This window comes from Janthinobacterium sp. 78, assembly GCF_003096775.1.
GTDB lineage: Bacteria > Pseudomonadota > Gammaproteobacteria > Burkholderiales > Burkholderiaceae_D > Janthinobacterium > Janthinobacterium tructae.
In genome coordinates this window covers 5,693,636-5,714,283 of the sequence record NZ_QENT01000001.1, presented here as the reverse complement: position 1 = coordinate 5,714,283, position 20,648 = coordinate 5,693,636, and the positions used below count along the sequence as shown (strand labels likewise).

At 62.5% G+C, this 20,648-nt stretch carries 17 protein-coding genes; 11 read left to right on the top strand and 6 right to left on the bottom strand.

What is annotated here, in order from left to right; all coding sequences use genetic code 11:
* Position 1 precedes the first annotated feature (1 nt).
* Positions 2-871: a MoxR family ATPase gene (locus tag C8C92_RS25125; protein WP_071075484.1), complete on the bottom strand. Its 870-nt coding sequence runs from the start codon at positions 869-871 to the stop codon at positions 2-4.
* Between the two features lie 233 nt (positions 872-1,104).
* Between C8C92_RS25125 and C8C92_RS25120 the strand changes: the two genes are divergently transcribed.
* Both C8C92_RS25120 and C8C92_RS25115 read left to right on the top strand, forming a co-directional pair.
* Positions 1,105-1,434, top strand: a complete 330-nt coding sequence (locus C8C92_RS25120) for a cytochrome c (RefSeq protein ID WP_092796428.1) — start codon at positions 1,105-1,107, stop codon at positions 1,432-1,434.
* A gap of 11 nt (positions 1,435-1,445) precedes the next feature.
* Positions 1,446-1,787: a cytochrome c gene (locus tag C8C92_RS25115; protein ID WP_116745569.1), complete on the top strand. Its 342-nt coding sequence runs from the start codon at positions 1,446-1,448 to the stop codon at positions 1,785-1,787.
* Positions 1,788-1,850: 63 nt separating this feature from the next.
* Here C8C92_RS25115 and norR read toward each other — a convergent pair whose 3' ends face one another.
* On the bottom strand, positions 1,851-3,410 hold the full coding sequence (norR, locus tag C8C92_RS25110; RefSeq protein WP_116745568.1) for a nitric oxide reductase transcriptional regulator NorR: 1,560 nt from the start codon (positions 3,408-3,410) through the stop codon (positions 1,851-1,853).
* A gap of 150 nt (positions 3,411-3,560) precedes the next feature.
* Between norR and nirK the strand changes: the two genes are divergently transcribed.
* Genes nirK through C8C92_RS25095 form a run of 3 tightly spaced genes read left to right on the top strand, consistent with a single transcriptional unit; the run spans position 3,561 to position 8,052 of the window.
* The gene (nirK, locus tag C8C92_RS25105; protein ID WP_116745567.1) at positions 3,561-5,045 is read left to right on the top strand and encodes a copper-containing nitrite reductase; all 1,485 of its coding nucleotides are present in this window, start codon (positions 3,561-3,563) and stop codon (positions 5,043-5,045) included.
* 29 nt (positions 5,046-5,074) lie between these two features.
* The gene (gene ytfE / locus C8C92_RS25100) at positions 5,075-5,752 is read left to right on the top strand and encodes an iron-sulfur cluster repair protein YtfE (protein WP_099762127.1); all 678 of its coding nucleotides are present in this window, start codon (positions 5,075-5,077) and stop codon (positions 5,750-5,752) included.
* A gap of 14 nt (positions 5,753-5,766) precedes the next feature.
* Positions 5,767-8,052, top strand: a complete 2,286-nt coding sequence (locus tag C8C92_RS25095) for a nitric-oxide reductase large subunit (protein WP_116745566.1) — start codon at positions 5,767-5,769, stop codon at positions 8,050-8,052.
* A gap of 148 nt (positions 8,053-8,200) precedes the next feature.
* On the opposite strand, the gene C8C92_RS25090 is transcribed toward C8C92_RS25095, so the two are convergent.
* On the bottom strand, positions 8,201-8,623 hold the full coding sequence (locus C8C92_RS25090; RefSeq protein ID WP_034780276.1) for a DUF1841 family protein: 423 nt from the start codon (positions 8,621-8,623) through the stop codon (positions 8,201-8,203).
* 487 nt (positions 8,624-9,110) lie between these two features.
* Between C8C92_RS25090 and mqo the strand changes: the two genes are divergently transcribed.
* Entirely contained in the window at positions 9,111-10,667 is a 1,557-nt protein-coding gene (gene mqo, locus C8C92_RS25085) for a malate dehydrogenase (quinone) (protein WP_116745565.1), read from the top strand.
* Positions 10,668-10,889: 222 nt separating this feature from the next.
* Here mqo and C8C92_RS25080 read toward each other — a convergent pair whose 3' ends face one another.
* A complete protein-coding gene (locus tag C8C92_RS25080; RefSeq protein WP_116745564.1) occupies positions 10,890-11,522 on the bottom strand; it encodes an RNA pyrophosphohydrolase in 633 nt (210 codons plus the stop codon).
* A gap of 204 nt (positions 11,523-11,726) precedes the next feature.
* Between C8C92_RS25080 and C8C92_RS25075 the strand changes: the two genes are divergently transcribed.
* A complete protein-coding gene (locus C8C92_RS25075) occupies positions 11,727-13,466 on the top strand; it encodes a proline--tRNA ligase (protein WP_099762131.1) in 1,740 nt (579 codons plus the stop codon).
* Entirely contained in the window at positions 13,463-14,089 is a 627-nt protein-coding gene (locus C8C92_RS25070) for a lytic transglycosylase domain-containing protein (protein WP_099762132.1), read from the top strand. The genes C8C92_RS25075 and C8C92_RS25070 overlap by 4 nt, the downstream gene beginning before the upstream one ends.
* Positions 14,090-14,222: 133 nt before the next feature.
* Here the strand turns inward: C8C92_RS25070 and C8C92_RS25065 are convergent, their stop codons facing one another.
* Positions 14,223-14,618 (bottom strand): SWIB/MDM2 domain-containing protein, encoded by a 396-nt coding sequence (locus C8C92_RS25065; protein ID WP_099762133.1) that lies wholly within the window; start codon positions 14,616-14,618, stop codon positions 14,223-14,225.
* Positions 14,619-14,963: 345 nt separating this feature from the next.
* Positions 14,964-16,331 (bottom strand): signal recognition particle protein, encoded by a 1,368-nt coding sequence (ffh, locus tag C8C92_RS25060; protein WP_116745563.1) that lies wholly within the window; start codon positions 16,329-16,331, stop codon positions 14,964-14,966.
* Positions 16,332-16,732: 401 nt separating this feature from the next.
* Here ffh and C8C92_RS25055 point away from each other — a divergent pair, with 401 nt between their 5' ends.
* From C8C92_RS25055 to C8C92_RS25045, 3 genes are all read left to right on the top strand, one after another.
* Positions 16,733-17,242 (top strand): sigma-70 family RNA polymerase sigma factor, encoded by a 510-nt coding sequence (locus C8C92_RS25055; RefSeq protein WP_116745562.1) that lies wholly within the window; start codon positions 16,733-16,735, stop codon positions 17,240-17,242.
* A gap of 5 nt (positions 17,243-17,247) precedes the next feature.
* On the top strand, positions 17,248-18,231 hold the full coding sequence (locus C8C92_RS25050; RefSeq protein ID WP_243420352.1) for a FecR domain-containing protein: 984 nt from the start codon (positions 17,248-17,250) through the stop codon (positions 18,229-18,231).
* Between the two features lie 117 nt (positions 18,232-18,348).
* Positions 18,349-20,547: a TonB-dependent siderophore receptor gene (locus tag C8C92_RS25045; RefSeq protein WP_165829544.1), complete on the top strand. Its 2,199-nt coding sequence runs from the start codon at positions 18,349-18,351 to the stop codon at positions 20,545-20,547.
* The last annotated feature ends 101 nt before the right edge of the window (positions 20,548-20,648 follow it).

The window sequence follows — 20,648 nt, the reverse complement described above, 5'->3', positions numbered from 1 at the left end:
CTTAGCGGTTGGTGCGCGACATGAACATCAGGCGCTCGAACAGGTGCACGTCCTGCTCGTTTTTCAGCAGCGCGCCGTGCAGCGGCGGCACGACGGCCTTGTTGTCCTTGCTGCGCAAGGCTTCCGCCGGGATGTCCTCGGCCAGCAGGAGCTTGAGCCAGTCGAGAAATTCCGAGGTCGACGGCTTTTTCTTCAGTCCCGGCACGTCGCGCACTTCGTAGAAGGTTTGCAGCGCCTGCGCCAGCAATTCCTGTTTCAGGTGCGGGTAGTGGACGGCGACGATCTGCTCCATCGTGTCCTTGTCCGGGAATTTGATGTAATGGAAGAAGCAGCGGCGCAAGAAGGCATCCGGCAATTCCTTCTCGTTGTTCGAGGTGATGATGACCAGCGGACGATGGCGCGCCGTGACCATTTCGCGCGTTTCGTACACATAGAATTCCATGCGATCGAGTTCGCGCAGCAAGTCGTTCGGGAACTCGATGTCGGCCTTGTCGATCTCGTCGATCAGCAGCACCACCGGTTCGGGCGCCGTGAACGCCTGCCACAGCACGCCCTTGACGATGTAGTTCTGGATGTCGCGCACGCGCTCGTCGCCCAGCTGCGAATCGCGCAGGCGCGACACGGCATCGTACTCGTACAAGCCCTGCTGGGCTTTGGTGGTCGATTTGATATGCCATTGCATCAGTGGCATGTTCAGCGCGGCCGCCACTTCCTCGGCCAGCATGGTCTTGCCCGTGCCCGGTTCGCCCTTGATCAGCAGCGGGCGCTGCAGGGTCAGCGCCGCGTTCACGGCCAGTTTCAGGTCGGCGGTGGCGACATAGCTGTCGGAACCTTCGAAGCGTTGGCCTTGCTGGGAGTGCTGTGCTTGCATGAGCGGTCTGCCAAAGTGGGGAAATGGAGAGTATAAACAGAACTGTGGCGCACCGCCACGCGGACGGGCTGTGCCCGCCCGCCTACAATGCGGGTTTTATAGGTGGACTTGCAAGAATATCTTGGCTAGAATCGGCAAGCAGCAGATTAATTGTCAACCTTAATTGTCAACACATAAGATCAAAAAAAACCAGCTCTGGCGTTTCTCCGATTACCTTTGTTCACATTGCCACTATGAAAAAAATATTTGCACTTCTCGTGCTTGCCGGCATAGCAAATGCCGTCACAGCGGCTGACATTGTAGGAAACGCCAAGGCAGCGACTGCCAAGGTGGAAATGTGTATCGGTTGCCACGGCATCCCCGGTTACAAGGCGACCTTCCCCGAAGTGTTCCAGGTGCCGATGATCGGCGGCCAGCCGGCAAAATATATCGAAAATGCGCTGCAAGCCTACAAGAAGGGCGATCGCAAGCACCCCAGCATGAAGGGCATCGCCAGCAGCCTGTCGGACCAGGATATCGCCGATGTCGCCGCGTATTATGCGCAACAAGCCAAGCCGAACTGAGGATCAGCCAGATGAAAACACTACTCGCCGCCCTCGTTTGCGCCACCGTCTCGTTCGGCGCCAGCGCCGCCGGCAATATCAATACGGGCAAGGCCCTGGCCGAAAAATACAGCTGCGCCACCTGCCACGGCAAGGATTATGGTTCGCCCATCGACCCGTCGTACCCGAAGCTGGCGGGCCAGCACAAGGATTACCTGGAACACGCCTTGACGGCGTATAAACGCGGTGACAAGGCCAATGGCCGCAACAACGCCATCATGACGGGCCAGGTGAAACCGCTGAGCAACCAGGACATCAAGGACCTGGCCGCCTACCTGCACAGCCTGCCGACCACCCTGGTGACCCACCGCTGAGTTGTAGCGCCGGATTGATTGGTTGTTCTGACACCTGACAAAACCGACGCGCAGTAGGTTTGGTTAGGTGTTCTTCAGTCCGACGCGGCGCGCCAGCTTATGCAGATTGCTGGCGTCGAGTCCTAACTGACGCGCCGCAGCGGCCCAGTTATCCTGATGCAGGACCAGCGCTTGCCGGATGGCCTGGCGCTGGCTCGCTTCGACGATCTGATGCATCGACAGCAGCGGTGCCGCCGGCGTGCCGCACGCGCCTGGCACTGGCGGCAACGCATCCGTGCCGGCCGGCGCTTCCAGCGCATCGAGGTCGAGCATATCCGTTTCCAGGGTCACGATGTCCTTGCGGTTCGCGCCGCGGATCACGGCTTTCAGCGCGGCCCGGCTGATCACATGTTCCAGTTCGCGCACATTGCCCGGCCAGCGGTAGTGGCAGAGCGCGTTTTCCGCCGCGGCGGACAGGCGCAGGCTGCGCAGCCCCAGGCGCGCGCGGTTCAGTTCCAGGAAACCGCCGGCCAGCAGCAGCACGTCATTGCCCCGCTCGCGCAGCGGCGGAATCGGCACGGGATACACGGATAAACGGTGATACAGGTCGGCGCGGAACGTGCCGTCGCGCACATGCTCGCGCAGGCTGCGGTTGGTGGCGGCGATCACGCGCACGTTGACCCGGCGTGGCCGGTCCGCGCCCAGGCGCTGGATTTCGCCATTTTGCAGGGTGCGCAGCAGCTTGGCTTGTATCGACAATGGCAATTCCCCCACTTCATCGAGAAACAGCGTGCCCCCTTCTGCCGCTTCGAAGCGGCCAGGCCGGTCGCTGACGGCGCCGGAAAACGCGCCGCGCACATGGCCGAACAATTCGCTTTCGGCCAGGGATTCGGGCAAGGCCGCGCAATTGACGTGAATCAGCGGCTTGCCCGCGCGGCGCGACAGCCGGTGCAGGCGGTGCGCGCACAGTTCCTTGCCCACGCCCGTCTCTCCCAGCAACAGCACGGGCAGGTCCGATTCGGCCACCACCTGCAGCTCGTGCAGCAGCTGCATGATGGCGCTGCTCTGGCCGACGAAGTCGTGTTCCTCGCGCGGCGCCTGCGCATCGGCCAGCATGGCGCCGCCCGACAGGCGCAGGGCGCGGATTTCCGTTTCCAGGCGGGTCACGCGCACGGCCGCCTCGATGGCGCAGGCCAGCTCGCCCAGGTCGCGCTGCGCGCGCGCGTCGAAGGTACCCACCTGCAGCGCATCGAGCGTGATCACGCCCCAGCGTTCGCCTTCCAGATCCAGCGCCATGCCCATGCAATCGTGCACGGGCAGCGGCTCGCCGGCCCGCTCGGCGATCAGGCCATCGTAGGGATCGGGCAGGGAGCTGTCGTGATGGAAGCACAGCACGCCGCGCCGCTGCAGGATGGCGGCCAGGCGCGGGTGGTCGGCGACGGCGAAGCGGCGTCCCAGCGCATCGCTGGCCAGGCCGGCCATCGCCACGGGGCGCAGGTGTTCGCCGTCGATTTTCAGCAAGGCCACGGCCTCGCAGCCGAAGTGCGCGCGCAGGCTGCCCACCAGGCGCTGCAGGCGCACGGCCACGGGCAGGTCGGCGACCAGGTCGGTAAGTAACAGCAGGTGGATGGCGGTGGTGGTCATAACTACCATGCAGGGTACAACGAACCACGCCTAAACAGGGTCATGCCGACCCTGCATTTTTCAAATCGTTGATTTAAAACAAGTTTTTCCTGGCACACGGATTGCCTAGGTAAGGGTGCCGAACCGGCATACAAGACCAAGGAAAGCTTGATGAAAACGACTCCCTCCCTCCGCGCCATTGCCGCCGCCGTCTGTGTTCTGGCCATGCCCCTGTCCGTGCAAGCCCAGGCGAGCCTGCCGGCCAGCGCCGCCGCCACTGCGGCCAAAGCCGCGCCTGCGACGCTCAAGCGATATGAACTGCAAACCAATATCGTCGACGGCAAGATGGTCTTCATCGACGCCAAGGGCCAGGTCAACCCGGTGCTGGCGGCCAAGGTGGGCGATACGGTGGAACTGGTGCTGAAAAGCGGCGAAGGCGCCGAGCACGATCTGCTGATCCCGGAACTCAACGTCGCATCCGCCAAATTCAGCGCCACTAGCGGCAGCACCACCGTGCGCTTCAAGGTCACGCGCGCCGGCACGTTCACCTATTACTGCTCGATTCCCGGCCACCGCCAGATCGGCATGGAAGGCAAGCTGGAAGTGACCGGCACGTCGCTGGCCGAAGCCGGGGCACCGAAGGCCGCCGCCGCCGGCAGCGCAGCGGGCGAATCGAGCCAGGCCGCCGCGCTGGCCCTGTACACGCCCGCGCCGTCGCCGATGCGCGGCCCCGATCCGTCCGCCGTCAACGTGGCGGCCAATCCGGCGCAGGTACCGGCCGCCATCGGCGTGCGCGCGCCGCAAACCCTGAAATACCGGATGGAGACGGTGGAATTGCCGGGCAAGCTCGATGACGGCACCACTTTTACGTACTGGACCTTCAACCGGCAAGTGCCCGGCCCGATGCTGCGCGCGAAGGTGGGCGACACGGTCGAACTGACCCTGTTCAACGCCAAGGACAGCAAGATGATCCACTCGATCGATTTGCACGCCGTGACGGGCGGCCATGGCGGCGGACAGCACACGCAGGTCGCGCCGGGGCAGGAAAAAACCGTCACCTTCAAGGCGCTCAATCCGGGGCTGTTCGTCTACCACTGCGCCACGCCGCTGGTGCCGCAGCATATCGCGGCCGGCATGTACGGCATGATCCTGGTCGAACCGGAAGGCGGCTTGTCAAAGGTGGACCGCGAGTATTACGTGATGCAGGGCGAGATGTATACGGGCCGTCCGCACGGCGCGCCCGTGCACCAGGAAGCGAACCTGGAAAAAATGGCCAATGAGCTGCCCGACTACTACGTCTTCAATGGCGAAGTGGGCGCCCTGAGCAAGACGCACAAATTGCAGGCGAAAGTCGGCGAGACGGTGCGCATCTATTTCGGCGTCGGTGGCCCGAACAAGATTTCGTCCTTCCACATCATCGGCGAGATCTTCGACAAGGTGTATAGCGAAGGCTCGATCAGCAGCCCGAAACACGACGTGCAAACGACGCTCGTGGCACCGGGCGGCGCGACCATCGTCGAACTCAAGGTGCAGCACCCGGGCAGCTATCTGCTGGTTGACCATGCCTTGTCGCGCGCCGGCAAGGGCGCCGTGGGCGTGCTGGAAGTGACGGGCGACCCCGTGCCCGGCGTGTATCACGCTGGCGCAGTGAAATAAATCTACCTATTCATCCTCAAGGAACTGTTATGGAAATGATCGAGTTATCCCTGGGCCAGCTGGCCCGCCGCATCCCTGGCGCCACGCGCCTGTTCGATGCGCACCGCCTGGATTTCTGCTGCGGCGGCAACAAGACCCTGCGCGCGGCGGCCGCAGCGGCCGGCGTGGACACGGCGCCCATCGTCGAGGAACTGCGGCTGCTGGCAGAGCGCGCAGATACCAGCGGCGAGCGTGACTGGCAGGACGCCCCGGCCACCGAGCTGGTGGAACACATCCTGGCGCGCTACCACGCCGTGCACCGCGAGCAGCTGCCCGAGCTGATACGCCTGGCGCGCAAGGTCGAGCAGGTACATGGCGACCGCGCCGACTGTCCGCACGGGCTGGCGGAACACCTGTCGGCCATGGCGCAGGAGCTGGAAAGCCATATGCGCAAGGAAGAAGACGTGCTGTTCCCGATGATCGTGCGCGGCCAGGGCCCCCGGGCCGGCGCACCCATCAACGTGATGCGCATGGAGCACGACGACCATGGCGTAGCCTTGCGCGCGATGGAGGCGATGACGAACGATATCACCGCGCCGGCCGGCGCCTGCACCACCTGGCGCGCGCTGTACACGGGCTTGCGCACCTTCCGTGCCGACCTGATGGCGCACATCCATACTGAAAACAATATCCTGTTCGAGCGCTTTGCGCCGGCCGTGGTGCACTGACAAAGGAAAGACCCATGGGTCCCTATAAAAAACTCTGGTTCACCCTGATCGGTGTGCTGATCGTGACGTTTTCGCTGCTCGGCTACTACGGCACGGAAGTCTACCGGCAGGCGCCGCCCATTCCCGCGCAAGTGCTGGCGCAGGATGGCCGGCAACTGTTCGACCGCGAGGGCATCCTCGACGGCCAGACGGCCTGGCAATCGGTGGGCGGCATGCAGCTGGGCTCCATCTGGGGCCACGGCGCCTACCAGGCGCCCGACTGGACGGCCGACTGGCTGCACCGTGAACTGACGGCCTGGCTGGAACTGGCCGCGCACGAGCAGCATGGCAAGGCGTACGCGGCGCTCGACGGCCCCGCGCAGGCGGCGCTGCGCGAAGCGCTCAAGATGGAATACCGCGCCAACCGGGTCGATGAAGAACAAGTACTGCACCTGTCGGCGCGCCGCGTGCAAGCCATCGCCAACACGGCGCACTATTACGACCAGCTGTTCTCCGACGCGCCCGCGCTGCACGCCAGCCGCGAGCATTTCGCCATGAAGGAAAACACCCTGCCCAGCGCCGAGCGGCGCGCGCAGATGACGCAGTTCTTCTTCTGGACGGCGTGGGCCGCCGCTACCGAACGTCCGGGCCAGAAAGTGACCTATACGAACAACTGGCCGCATGAACCGCTGATCGGCAACCAGCCCAGCGGCGAAAACCTCGTCTGGTCGGTCGCCAGCGTGGTGGTGCTGCTGGCCGGCGTGGGCTTCCTCGTCTGGGGCTGGGCCTTTTTGCGCGACCATGACGAAGCGCTGCCGACGCCCGGCGCGCGCGATCCTTTGAGCACGTTTGCTCTCACGCCCTCGCAGCGGGGGCTGGGAAAATATCTGTTCCTGGTGGTGGCGCTGTTCATCTTCCAGGTCTTCATCGGCGGCTTCACGGCGCACTACACGGTGGAAGGACAGCAGTTCTACGGTATCGACGTGTCGCGCTGGTTCCCGTATGCGCTCACGCGCACCTGGCATATCCAGGCCGCGCTGTTCTGGATCGCCACGGGCTTCCTGGCCGCCGGCCTGTTCCTCGCACCCCTGATCAATGGCGGCAAGGATCCGAAGTGGCAGCGCCTGGGCGTCGACGTGCTGTTCTGGGCTCTGGTCGCTGTCGTCGTCGGCTCGTTTATCGGCAATTACCTGGCCATTGCGCAAGTGATGCCGCCCGAGTGGAATTTCTGGCTCGGCCACCAGGGCTATGAATACGTGGACCTGGGACGTTTGTGGCAGATCGGCAAGTTTGTCGGTATCTTGCTGTGGCTCGTGCTGATGCTGCGCGGCGTCGTGCCAGCCTTGCGCCAGCCGGGCGGCGACAGGAACCTGCTGGCGCTGCTGACCGCATCCGTGGGCGCCATCGGCCTGTTCTACGGCGCCGGCCTGTTCTACGGCGAACGCACGCACCTGTCGGTGATGGAATACTGGCGCTGGTGGGTGGTGCACCTGTGGGTGGAAGGCTTCTTTGAAGTGTTCGCCACCACGGCGCTGGCCTTCATCTTCTCGACCCTGGGCCTGGTGTCGGTGCGCATGGCCACGACGGCCAGCCTGGCGTCGGCCTCGCTGTTCATGCTGGGCGGCATACCCGGCACCTTCCACCATCTGTACTTTTCCGGCACCACCACGCCCGTGATGGCCATCGGCGCGAGCTTCAGCGCGCTCGAAGTGGTGCCGCTGATCGTGCTGGGCCACGAAGCCTGGGAGAACTGGCGCCTGAAAGCGCGCGCGCCGTGGATGGAGCAGTTGCGCTGGCCGATGATGTGCTTTGTCGCCGTCGCCTTCTGGAACATGCTGGGCGCCGGTGTCTTCGGCTTCATGATCAACCCGCCCGTGGCGCTGTATTACATCCAGGGACTCAACACCACCGCGACGCATGCGCATGCCGCGCTGTTCGGCGTGTACGGTTTCCTGGCGCTGGGCTTTACCTTGCTGGTGCTGCGCTACTTGCGGCCCGACTACCGTTTCAGCCCTGCCTTGATGAAGACGGCGTTCTGGGGCTTGAACGGGGGCCTGGTGCTGATGCTCTTTACCAGCCTGCTGCCGATTGGCATCATCCAGTTTCACGCCAGCGTGACGGAAGGCCTGTGGTATGCGCGCAGCGAGGCATTCATGCAGCAGCCGCTGTTGCAGAATCTGCGCTGGATACGCACCTTCGGCGACGTGGTGTTCATCGTCGGCGCTATCTCCATGGCGCTGCAGGTGGTGCTGGGGTTGATGGAAAAAGGGCCGGCACAGGTATTGCCTCAACGCATGAAGGCGGCAGTAAAACCGATGTGAGGTAGTACTGGCACAACACCTGGCAAAACCGTAGCGAGCGGCAGCGATTTGTGGCTAAGAAGCGCAACCGTACTCTGTACGGGGGCGCCGAGCCGGTGAGCATCGCAGGCCGCAAAGCGCGACGCGCAGTAGGTTTTGACAGGTGTTCCTACCGGCGCCGCACGCAGTCGATATACGCGTCCGTATCCGGTGGCAAGCCCGAGCGCTGCGAAGCCCAGATCATCTGGCCCAGGCATTCCATCACTTCGTGCTGGGCGGCATGGGCCGAATCGAGGCGCTGCGTGAGTTGCTGGACGGCCGGGCGGATGCCGCGCGGCTGGTCCACCTGCACCTGCTCCGTGATCGACAGATGCATGGACAGGTGCAGGAAAGGATTGGCTTGTCCCCCTTCGACGGAATAGTCGCGCGCCAGTGCCGCTTCGACGTCGGAGAGCTCGTTTTCATACTCGGGATGCTCAAGGATCCAGTCGAGCGCGATGGCTTCCATCGGCGTGAGGATCTCATGGGCGCGGTGCTTGCGTAATGTTTCGCAAAAGAAGCGGCGCACATCGTCGGAAGAGGGGTTGAACATGGCTGAAGGACTATGGCTAAAGGGCAGCCGGCATTGTACCGCGTAGATACGCAAAGGGCATCGAGGATGCCCTTTTTGCCGTCTGGCACCCGCTGGCATGACCCGATAGTCACCGCGATTTAATACCCTGCAGTAAGTATTATCCACTACCGCCGCAGACTGGCGGTGCCAAATAACGGTGATAAAATCGCCGCTCTTGATATTTGCTCTGGACATGACGGCGATTTCATTGCCGGTTTTTCAGCCGACAAGGTAGTCCGCGCTGTCCATTGCCCGCACCTTTGCCACCAGATCCTGCTTTCGGGACATCCCGGAGCGCGGCAGCATGCCTATCACCATCGACATTGCGCTGTCCGGCCGCCCTGGCGTTCTGGTTGGCCAACTGTTTTCATTTCATACAGCGATGGTGCCGCCACGGTGGCGCGCAAGAATCATCCTTCAGTATCCAAAAATGGAGTTACGAATGCGTAAATCGCTATTACTTTTGATGTCGTGCCTGATCCTGGCGGCATGTGACAAGACCCCTCCGGCCTCGTCCGAAAAACCGGTCGATGTACTGCTGATCGGCGCCGGCACCATGAGCGCCACCCTGGGCAGCATGCTCAAGGAACTCGATCCGTCGCTGACGATGGAAATGGTCGAGCGCCTCGATTCTGTCGCCGCCGAAAGCTCGGATGCGATGAACAACGCAGGCACGGGCCACTCGGCGTTTGCCGAACTGAACTACACGCCGGAAGCGGCCGATGGCAGCATCGAGACCAAGAAAGCCGTTGCGATCAACGAGCAATTCGAAATTTCCAAGCAATTCTGGGCTTATCAGGTAGCCAACAAGCACCTGGGCGCGCCGCAAACCTTCATCAACAATGTGCCGCACATGGCCTTTGTCTGGGGTGACGATAATATTGCCTTTTTGAAGAAGCGCTACGCCGCGCTGCAAAAGGAAAACCTGTTCAAGGGCATGCTGTTCTCGGAAGACCCGGCGCAGATCGCGCAATGGGCGCCGCTGGTCATGCAAGGGCGCGACCAGGGCCAGAAAGTGGCGGCGACGCGCATGGACATCGGTACCGACGTCAATTTCGGCAACCTCACGCGCGGCCTCGTGAGCTACCTGACGGATAGCCACGGCATGGTCCTGCACCTGCGCCACCAGGTGGAAAACATCCAGCGCGGCGCTGATGGCGTGTGGAACGTGACGGTGAAAGACTTGAACGCCGGCAAGGAAAAAATCGTGCGCGCCAAGTTTGTCTTCATCGGCGCCGGTGGTGGTTCGCTGCCGCTGCTGGAGAAATCGGGCATTCCTGAAGCCAAGGGCTACGGCGGCGTGCCGGTGGGCGGCCAATGGCTGGTCACGACCAACCAGGAACTGGTGGCGGCGCATGCGGCCAAGGTCTACGGCAAGGCATCCGTCGGTTCGCCGCCGATGTCCGTGCCGCATCTCGATACGCGCATCATCGATGGCAAGAAAGCGCTGCTGTTTGGCCCGTTTGCCACCTTCTCGACCAAGTTCCTGAAAAACGGTTCGTGGATCGACTTGCCTGCTTCGATCGGCACGGGCAATGTGAAACCGATGCTGCAAGCCGGCTACGACAATATTCCGCTGACCAAATACCTGGTCGAGCAAGTCATGAACACCCCGGAAGACCGCTTGAAGACCCTGCGCGAATACTTGCCGAACGCCAAGATGGAAGACTGGACCTTGCAAAACGCTGGCCAGCGCGTGCAGATCGTCAAGGATGACCCGGTCAAAGGCGGCTTGCTGCAGTTCGGCACGGAAGTCGTCGGCGCCGCCGATGGCAGCATCGTTGCCCTGCTGGGCGCCTCGCCTGGCGCCTCGACCGCGCCGCCGATCATGATCAAGGTGCTGCAAACGGCATTCAAGAGCCGTCTGGCCACGCCGGAATGGCAAGCGAAGATGGTGGAAATGGTGCCGTCGTACGGTCAAAAGCTGAACAATGACCCGGCCCTGGCCAACAAGATTCGCCACTACAGCAGCAATATCCTGGGCTTGAAGGCGATTACCCTGGACGTTCCAGCCGCTAATTAACACCTAACCAAACCTACTGCGCGTCGCGCTTTGCGGCCTGCGATGCTCACCGTACTAGAGTACGGTTGCGCTTCTTAGCCACAAATCACTGCCGCTCGCTACGGTTTTGTTAGGTGTCGAAACTGTCTGCATTTTTAAAAGAAAGTTTCTTACCTGTATGTAAAAAGGGGCAGCCTGGTCAGGCTGCCCCTTTTGCGTGGGAAGTGCGTGCATTGCGGCGGACTACCCCTTGCCCGGCAAGATCAGCTCCGGTGTACACCCTTCGGCGGCAATGGCGTCGCAAGGCTTGCCCAGTACCGCGCCGTCCTGCGGGCGTGGCGCATGCGGTTGGCGCAGGTAGCGCGAGGTGTGGCGCTGCGCTTGCTGTGCGTTGCCATGCACGGGCCAGGTCAGGAAGCGGGACAGCTCCTGCAAGGCGCGCTGGTACACATCGCGTTTAAATTCAATGACGACATCGAGCGGGACCCAATATTCATGCCAGCGCCAGGCGTCGAACTCGGGATGGTCGGTCAGGCGCAGATTGACGTCGTTATCGCGCGCGCACATTCTCAGCAGAAACCAAATCTGCTTCTGGCCACGGTAATGGCCGCGAATCTCGCGCTTGATGAAGTGGTCTGGCACTTCATAGCGCAGCCAGTCGCGGGTGCGGCCGACAATTTTGACGTGTTCCTGTCTGAGTCCGATTTCCTCTTCAAGTTCGCGAAACATGGCTTGTTCCGGTGTTTCGCCATATTTGATACCGCCTTGTGGAAACTGCCATGAGTGCTCGCGCACCCGCTTGCCCCACCACACCTCGTTCTGGGCGTTTAGCAGGATGATGCCGACGTTGGGCCGAAACCCTTCACGGTCGAGCATAATGCACCTCAAACTTTCTGCGACCGAGCGTCCTTTTTTACATAATTACCCACAACTTCGCAAGCCGGTGACCTTTTCGGGGTGCGAAAAGCGCCGGAATCGCACCAATTGAGCGCATTTGTGTAAAGTATGGACGCATCAGCCAGCTAATCCTTTAAAATTAGGTTGATTATAACCCTCTCTTTTTAAAAAGAATTCACCGTTATGCGCGCCTCCCGTTTTTTTATTTCCACACTTAAAGATGCACCTTCTGACGCGGAAATCGTCAGCCACCAATTGATGATGCGTGCAGGCATGATCAAACGCCTCGGTTCCGGCATCTATACCTACATGCCGATGGGCTTGCGCGTGATCCGCAAGGTGGAAGCCATCATCCGTGACGAGATGAACAAAGCCGCCGGTATCGAACTGCTGATGCCGCTCGTGCAGCCGGCCGAACTGTGGCAGGAGACGGGCCGCTGGACCAAGATGGGCGACGAACTGATGCGCGTGAAAGACCGCCACGGCCGCGAATACGCGATCCAGCCGACGTCGGAAGAAGTCATCACCGACGTCGTGCGCACGGAAATCAAGTCCTACCGCCAACTGCCGCTGAACTTCTATCATATCCAGACCAAGTTCCGCGACGAGCGCCGTCCCCGCTTCGGCCTGATGCGCGGCCGCGAATTCACCATGAAGGACGCGTACTCGTTCGACCGCGACCTGGCCGGCATGCAAGCGTCGTACAAGGTCATGTTTGACGCCTACACGCGCATCTTCACGCGTTTCGGCCTGAAATTCCGCGCCGTGGCCGCCGACAATGGCGCCATCGGCGGTTCCGGTTCGCATGAATTCCACGTCATCGCCCACACGGGTGAAGACGCGCTCGTGTACTGCCCGACGTCCGACTACGCGGCCAACATGGAAGCGGCCGAAGCGCTGCCGCCAGCGGGCGAGCGCCCGGCCGCAGCCCAGGCGCTGACGAAAACGGCCACGCCGGACACCGTCAAGTGCGAAACCGTGGCCGCCTTGCTGGGCCTGGAGCTGTCGCAAACCGTGAAAACCATCGCCCTGACGGTCGATACGACGGGCAAGGATGACAAAGTCACGCAACAGCATTTCATGCTGCTGCTGCGCGGCGACCATGAATTGAACGAGATCAAGGTGGGCAAGGTTGCCGGCCTGGCCGGTCACCGTTTCTCGACGGAAGCGGAAATCCTGGAAGTCTACGGCACCATTCCTGGCTACCTTGGCCCGATCGGCACCAAAGCACCGGTCACCGTGGTGGCGGACCGCACGGTCGCCCACATGAGCGACTTCGTCTGCGGCGCGAATGACGCCGGTTTCCATTACACGGGCGCCAACTGGGGCCGCGACGTGGCCGAGCCAGCCATCGTGGCCGACTTGCGCAATGTCGTCGCCGGCGATGCTTCGCCGGATGGCCAGGGTGCGTTGGCGATTGAGCGCGGCATCGAAGTGGGCCACGTGTTCCAGTTGGGTACGGCGTACTCGGAAAGCATGAAAGCCACCTTCCTCGACGAAAACGGCAAGCCTGCGCCGCTGCAGATGGGGTGCTACGGTATCGGCGTGACGCGCATCCTGGGCGCCGCCATCGAACAGAACTTCGATGACAAGGGCATCATCTGGCCCGCCTCGATCGCGCCGTTTGAAGTCGTGCTGTGTCCGATGGGCATGGACCGCAGCGAACTGGTCAAGGAAGAGACTGAGAAGCTGTACGCGGCCCTGCAAGGCGCTGGCGTGGATGTCATCGTCGACGACCGTGGCTTGCGCCCTGGCGCCATGTTTGCTGACTGGGAACTGATTGGCGTGCCGCACCGCATCGTCATCGGCGAACGGGGCCTGAAAGAAGGCAAGCTGGAATACCAGGGCCGCCGCGACGCGGAAGCCACTGGTGTGGCGCCGGACGAGATCGTCGCCTTCATCCAGGGCAAAATGGCGCAGTGAAGCGTCCATCCGTAAGCAAGGTGGCTGGCGCGCTTGCGCTGGCCGCCGGCCTGGCCTGCGCTTTCCCGGCGCAGGCCGGCAACCAGAAAGAGGAGGCGCTGGCCGACTCCGTCCGCCTGGCCCTGTCGCACGCGATCCGCGACGAACGCCCGCCGCAACCCAAATTTGCCACCCCCATCGAACTGCAGCGCTACCAGCAATGGCTGGCGCAGATGTCGCAACGCCTGCAACGCAAGCTGCCGGACGCGCAGCTGCGCACGGAATTTTTGGAAACCGTCTGGTATGAAGCGCGTCGCGCGGGCCTGGAGCCGGCCCTGGTGCTGGGCCTGATCCAGGTGGAGTCGGCCTACCGCAAATATGCCGTCTCGCTGGCTGGCGCGCGTGGCTACATGCAGGTGATGCCGTTCTGGACGGGCGTCATCGGCGACCATGACCGCAGCAAGCTATTCCACATGCAAACGAATTTGCGCTATGGCTGCGCGATCTTGCGCATGTACCTGGATATGGAACGCGGGGATTTGTACCTGGCGCTGGGGCGGTATAACGGTAGCCGGGGGCGGGCCGAGTATCCGAATGCGGTAAGGGCGGCTTGGAAGCAGTGGGAGTTCAAGCCAGCAGGGTAGGTCGGACGTAGGTCGGATTAGGTCTGCAAGACCGTAATCCGATAACATTGTTGGCGCTTACAGCCAAAAAAATGCCCCGCTCGCTGAATCAGCTGCGGGGCACTCGCTCGGTGTTGGGCCGGCGCGTATCTGATTATTTCAAATGATCGGAGATCAGTTTCGTCATTTCAAACATGGAGACTTGGGCTTTGCCGCCGAAAACAGCTTTCAGCTTGTCGTCCGCATTGATCATGCGGCGGTTGGCCGGATCTTGCAGATCGAGTTTCTTGATGTAATCCCATACCTTCTTGGTCACTTCCGTGCGCGGCAGTGGTGCTGCGCCAACAACGGCGGCCAGATCTTTCGATGGCGTCATTGCTTTCATGAATGCTGCGTTTGGCTTGCGTGGTGTTGCCGGTGCTGCCGCTTTCTTCACCGCTGCTGGTTTAGCTGCTGCTTTGGCTGCGGGTGCTGCTTTTTTGGCGGCTGCAGGCTTGGCTGCTGCTGCTTTGGCTGGCGCTGCTACTGGGGTTTTTTTGGCTGTTGCCATCTTCGAGCCTCCTTAACAAACACATGGGAAATTGCGCAATTAATCGCACGGCTAATATTGGTGTGGATTTACCTTGTATGCAAGTGTTTTTCACGTTTTCACGAGGAAAAGGCAGGGAAATGGCGATGCTGTCGCCCGGGCGCACCGCTTGGGAGTGCGGAAGCGTGTTTTTGCCCGTAAATGGCATGGTTACTGGCTATGCGGGGGAGGAGCACTGCGGGGGGAGGGAAGAGTGATGCCGGACACATGAAAATGCAATCCGGCATTATTTGAAACGGTGTTTTTACTTGGATGTGCGGCGTAATGAACGCCATCAAAATCCCCGTGAACGGGGATTTTGATGCCTTAACGCATGCCAGGCATCATGCCCTTCATACTGCGCATCATCTTCATCATGCCGCCGCCCGACAATTTCTTCATCATCGTTTGCATTTGCTCGAATTGCGTCAGCATGCGGTTCACTTCCTGTACCTGCACGCCGGCGCCGGCGGCGATGCGGCGCTTGCGCGTGGCCTTGATCAGTTCAGGCTTGGCGCGCTCCTGCGGCGTCATCGAATCGATGATGCCGCACATGCGGCGCACCTGTTTATCGGCTTGATCCATGTTCTTGCCGCCCGCTGCCTGCTGGAACTGGGCCGGCAGCTTGTCCATCAGGTTGGCCATGCCGCCCATTTTCTTCATCTGGCCCAGTTGCGCCTTGAAGTCGTTCATGTCGAACTTGCCGCCGACCTTGATCTTTTGCGCCAGGTCGGCCGCTGCCTTGCTGTCGACGCCCTTGCGCGCTTCTTCCACCAGGGCGAGGATGTCGCCCATGCCCAGGATGCGGTTGGCCATGCGGGTCGGGTCGAACGCTTCCAGGCCGTCGAGTTTTTCCGAGACACCGGCAAACTTGATCGGTTTGCCCGTGATGTGGCGCACCGACAGGGCAGCACCGCCGCGTGCATCGCCATCGAGCTTGGTCAGCACGATACCGGTCAGCGGCAGCGCATCGTTGAAGGCTTTTGCCGTATTGATGGCGTCCTGGCCCAGCATGGCGTCGACGACAAACAGGGTTTCGATCGGTTTCACGGCGCCGTGGATGGCGGCGATTTCGCGCATCATCTCTTCGTCGATACCGAGGCGGCCTGCCGTATCGATGATCAGCACGTCGTGGTAATGCTTTTTCGCCCAATCCAGCGCGGCCAGCGCGATATCGACCGGCTTGTCGGTGCTGGCGGACGGGAAGAAGTCGGCGCCCACCTGGGCGGTGACCGATTGCAGCTGGGCGATCGCGGCAGGGCGGTACACGTCGGCCGAAACGGTCAGTACTTTCTTCTTCTTTTCTTCTTTCAGGTACTTCGCCAGCTTGCCGACGGTGGTGGTCTTGCCCACACCCTGCAGACCGGCCATCAGGATGATGGCGGGCGGTTGCTGCGCAAAGCTGATCTGCGACGCTTCCGGTCCCAGGTCGGCGCCCATCAGGGCGGCCAGCTCGCGCTGCACCACGCCGACCAGGGCCTGGCCTGGTGTGAGCGAGGAAATGACATCCTCGCCCATGGCTTTTTCTTTGACTTTGACGATGAATTCGCGCACGGCGGGCAGGGCGACGTCGGCTTCGAGCAGCGCCAGGCGCACTTCGCGCAGCATGTCGGCGGTGTTCGCTTCGGTCAGGCGCGCCTCGCCGCGCATGGTCTTGACGACTTTGGCAAGCCGTTGGGTGAGATTATCTAGCATGATGAACCTGCAATGAAAAGCTTGGGAGTGGGCGGAGCTAAGAGCCTACCTCAGTAGGGAGCGTCTTCTGCTAGCAGCTCATCAGGAGCGCGGACAAGGCGTGAGGAGGAAGCGTGGCAAGCCACGCGACGACGAGCAACGCAGTCCCCGCTTCTGAGGGGCGCCAGCAGGAGATGTATTCATCTACTGAGGTAGGCTCTAAACCGGACGATGGGCGCCATTTTACCCCATCGCGGGTGGCGGGCGGTCCTGCGCTGCAGTGCCTGGCGGTTGGCCGGCTTTTGAATTAGTTGGTATTTCTGCCAACGCCACGATTGCATGAAAGCCAAAAACACGGTTAGAATGAGAATAATTCTTATTTACATTCTCGGGTGACGCACGCCTGAGCGGAAAGGGATGCCATGTCGGCCGCCGATTTTGCCCAGCAACAAGACCTGCACGCGCTCTACAGCAGCCATCACGGCTGGCTGCAGGGCTGGCTGCGGCATAAGCTGGGCAATGCGGGCGAAGCGGCGGACCTGGCGCAAGACACCTTTGTCAGTGTGCTGACCAATGGCACGGCGCCGCAGATCCGCGAAGCGCGGCCTTTTCTCGCCACCATCGCGCGGCGTCTGGTGGCGCACCGCTACCGCCGGCAAGTGCTGGAAGACGCGTATCTGCAGGCGCTGGCCTGCCTGCCGCCCGAGGTGGCGCCCGCGCCGGAAGAACGGCTGCTGGCGCTGGAAGCCTTGCAGGAAATCGATGCCGCCCTCGATGGCTTGCCGGGTCCCGTACGCACGGCGTTTTTGCTGGCGCAACTCGAAGGCCTCAGCTATGCCGAGATCGCCGTGCGCCTGAGGGTGTCGGCCAGCTCGGTCAAGCAATACCTGACGCGCGCCAACCGCCAGGTGTTTTTCTCCCTGCCGGCATGAGCGCGGTGGCAGAATCCGCGGCCCCGGCGGCCATAGCCGAGGAAGTGCAGCAGCAGGCGGCCGAGTGGCTGACCGTGCTGATGTCGGACGAGGCCAGCGAAGCGGAGCACGCCGCCTGGCAACGCTGGCGCGGGGCCGACCCGGAACATGAACGGGCCTGGCAGCATATCGACGCGGTGTCGCAGCGCTTCAACGGCTTGCACCGCGGTGCGGCCGCGCAGGCGCTGGCCGGCACGCAACAGCAAGCCGTTAACGGCAAGCGGCGCCAGTTGCTGGCATGGCTGGGCGTGGCCGCTGGCGGCGGCTTGCTGGCCGCGCAGACGGGCGCCTGGGATGGCGTGCGCGCTCTGCGCGCCGACTACCGCACGGCCACGGGCGAGCGGCGCGAGGTAGTGCTGGACGATGGCAGTGTGCTCAGCCTGAATACGGGATCGGCCGTGAACGTGCGTTTCGACGCCAGCCGCCGCCTGATCGAGTTGCTGGCCGGCGAAATCCTCGTCAGCAGCGGCCACGGTGCCGGCAGCGCCGCGCCGTTGGTGGTGGCCACGCGCGAAGGCCTGGTGCGCGCGCTGGGCACGCGCTTTGTCGTGCGCCAGCAGGATGGCGTCAGCACCGTGGAGGTGTTGGAAAGCGCCGTTGAAATCCGCCCGCGCGACAGCGCTGGCGCGCCCTTGCTGCTGGCGGCCGGGCGCGGCGTGGCGTTTTCCCGCCATGCGCCGGACGCGCCGCACTCCATCGATGCGTATGCGGATGCCTGGTCGCGCGGGCAACTGATCGTCGACGACGTGACCCTGGGCGACTTCCTGGCCGACCTGGCCCGCTATCGCCCGGGCGTGATCGACTGCGCGCCGGCAGTGGCCCAGCTGCGCCTGTCGGGTGTATTCCCGCTGGCCGATACCCAGCGCATTTTGAACATGCTGCCCAACTCGCTGCCGGTGCAGGTGCGCAGCCGCACGCGTTACTGGGTGACGGTGGAGCCGGCCGCGTAGCCCGCCTCGGTAAAAATATTTTTCAATCGGACTGCCCGTTTTTCGTTTTCGCGGCACCTACAGAGTAGGGCGCCTGTTTTTTACCGTCTGATGACGCCATTACTATCAGGAACTTTCATGTCGCACGCTTTGCCTTTTGTCAGTTTGCCATCTTCTCACTCCGCGTTGCGTCCGCTGGCGCAAGCCGCCGCTGCCCTGTGCCTTGCCGCCAGCCTGCCGGCCATCGCGCAGCAGGCGCGAGCCACCCCCGCCACCGAACAGACCATGCTCGGCGTGTCCGTCACGGCAGGACGCGATGCGGCGACGGAAGGCAGCGGCTCCTACACAACGGGCGTGAGCAATACGGCAACCAAGCTGAGTCTGTCGCTGCGCGAAACGCCGCAGTCGGTCAGCGTGCTGACGCGCCAGCAGATCGACGACCTGGGCATCACAACCCTGGACGACGCCGTCCAGTCGATCACGGGCCTGGTCATGCAAAAAGGCAACTTTACGGGCGATTCGGGCAGCTTCAGCGCACGCGGTTTTCCAGTCGACAACATCCTGTTCGATGGCTTGCCCACCAGCCTGGGCGCGAACGGCACCTTCAATGGCGACAATGACGACCTGGCCATCTATGACCGCATCGAGGTGGTGCGCGGCGCCACGGGCTTGATGACGGGCAGCGGCACGCCCAGCGCGGCCATCAATATGGTGCGCAAGCGCCCGACGGCCACGCCGCAAGCGTCGTTTTCGGCCAGCATCGGCAGCTGGAGCAACTACCGCCTGGAAGCCGATGCGGCCAACGCGCTCAACGAAGCGAAGACCCTGCGCGGGCGCATCGTCGTGACGCTGCAGGACAAGAAGGACTATGTTGACGTGCTGCATGGCCGCAATCACCAGTTGTACGGCATCATCGAGGCCGACCTGCGCCCCGATACCACCTTGACCCTGGGCGCCCACTACCGCAAGACCGATAACGACGGCGTCACCACGGGCGTGGTGACGGCCGCCGACGGCACCTTTTTGAACTTGCCCCGCTCGACTTACCTGGGCACCGACTTCGATGACTGGCGCCAGACGGATAAAACCATCTTCGCCGAACTGGAACACCGTTTCGGCAACGGCTGGAAGGCCAAGCTGGCGGCCACGCGCAAGACGCCCGAGATCGACACGACGTTTTCCGGCATCAACCGCCGCGGCGACACCCTGCGCTTCAATTCGCAAAGCTACCGCGCCGAGCTGGCCAATACCAGCTATGACGCGTATGCCAGCGGCAGCTACAGCCTGTTCGGCCGCGAACACGAGCTGACGGTCGGCGCCAGCCATCGCCGTTCGTCGAAAAACAGCTATGGCGGCTGGGCCCCGTACAGCTGGGGCGCAGCGGCGCCGGTGCTCGACCCGTTCAACTGGGATGCGGGCAGCGTGGCGCGCCCCGTCATCAACTACGCGCAGTGGGGCACGGCCAGCATCACCGAGCAAAGCGGCGTGTATGCGGGCACGCGCATGCGCCTGGCCGATCCGCTGTCGCTGGTGCTGGGCGGGCGCGTGAGCTGGTACAAGGACGATGCCGGCTACTCGGTGGCGCGCGAATTCACGCCCTACGCCGGTGTCGTGTATGACCTCGACAAGCAGCATTCCGTGTACGCCAGCTGGACCGAGATCTTCCAGCCGCAAGCATCCACCGACGCCAATGCGCAGCCCCTGAAGCCGATCAGCGGCACCAACTATGAAGCGGGCGTGAAGGGTGAATACTTCGGCGGCGCCCTCAATGCCAGCGCGGCCGTGTTCCAGATCCGCCAGCAAAACCGCGGCGTGGACGACCTGGCCGGCCCGAGTCCCTGCCCCGGCAGCACCTGGGGCTATTGTCAGCGCGCGTCGGGCGAAGTGCGCAGCGAAGGCGTGGAGCTGGATGTGGCGGGCGCGCTGACGCCTGACTGGCAACTGTCGGCCGGTTTTACGTATGTGAAGGCGCAATTTACGCGCGACAGCGATCCGGCCAATATCGGCAAGGATTTCAACAGCCGCTATCCGCGCCAGCAGCTCAAGCTGGCCACCAGCTACCGCCTGTCCGGCGCGGCGCAAGGCTGGCGCGTCGGCGCCTCGGTGTACGGGCAGGGCGCGACCGAATCAAACGACGGCACTTATCACCTGCGCCAGGGCCGCTACGCGATCCTGGGCTTGAATGCGGCCTGGCAGATCGACAGCCGCGCCGAGCTGCGCCTGAACGTCAACAATGCGCTCGACAAGCACTATTACCAGAGCATCTACTCCGATGTCTTCGGCAATCTGGTGGGCACGCCGCGCAACCTGATGCTGACCTTGAACTACAAATTGTAAATAATCACTTTTGAATGACCTATCTTGATGAAGGATGCATGGCTTATGAATGTGCAGTTGAATCTGGCCCACGCCAGCAATGGCGTGAGCTGGCGTATGCC

Coding starts and splice junctions, on each gene's coding strand:
- C8C92_RS25125 (WP_071075484.1), bottom strand. CDS start 871: ATGCAAGCACAGCACTCCCAGCAAGGCCAACGCTTCGAAGGTTCCGAC.
- C8C92_RS25120 (WP_092796428.1), top strand. CDS start 1,105: ATGAAAAAAATATTTGCACTTCTCGTGCTTGCCGGCATAGCAAATGCC.
- C8C92_RS25115 (WP_116745569.1), top strand. CDS start 1,446: ATGAAAACACTACTCGCCGCCCTCGTTTGCGCCACCGTCTCGTTCGGC.
- norR (WP_116745568.1), bottom strand. CDS start 3,410: ATGACCACCACCGCCATCCACCTGCTGTTACTTACCGACCTGGTCGCC.
- nirK (WP_116745567.1), top strand. CDS start 3,561: ATGAAAACGACTCCCTCCCTCCGCGCCATTGCCGCCGCCGTCTGTGTT.
- ytfE (WP_099762127.1), top strand. CDS start 5,075: ATGGAAATGATCGAGTTATCCCTGGGCCAGCTGGCCCGCCGCATCCCT.
- C8C92_RS25095 (WP_116745566.1), top strand. CDS start 5,767: ATGGGTCCCTATAAAAAACTCTGGTTCACCCTGATCGGTGTGCTGATC.
- C8C92_RS25090 (WP_034780276.1), bottom strand. CDS start 8,623: ATGTTCAACCCCTCTTCCGACGATGTGCGCCGCTTCTTTTGCGAAACA.
- mqo (WP_116745565.1), top strand. CDS start 9,111: ATGTCGTGCCTGATCCTGGCGGCATGTGACAAGACCCCTCCGGCCTCG.
- C8C92_RS25080 (WP_116745564.1), bottom strand. CDS start 11,522: ATGCTCGACCGTGAAGGGTTTCGGCCCAACGTCGGCATCATCCTGCTA.
- C8C92_RS25075 (WP_099762131.1), top strand. CDS start 11,727: ATGCGCGCCTCCCGTTTTTTTATTTCCACACTTAAAGATGCACCTTCT.
- C8C92_RS25065 (WP_099762133.1), bottom strand. CDS start 14,618: ATGGCAACAGCCAAAAAAACCCCAGTAGCAGCGCCAGCCAAAGCAGCA.
- ffh (WP_116745563.1), bottom strand. CDS start 16,331: ATGCTAGATAATCTCACCCAACGGCTTGCCAAAGTCGTCAAGACCATG.
- C8C92_RS25055 (WP_116745562.1), top strand. CDS start 16,733: ATGTCGGCCGCCGATTTTGCCCAGCAACAAGACCTGCACGCGCTCTAC.
- C8C92_RS25045 (WP_165829544.1), top strand. CDS start 18,349: ATGTCGCACGCTTTGCCTTTTGTCAGTTTGCCATCTTCTCACTCCGCG.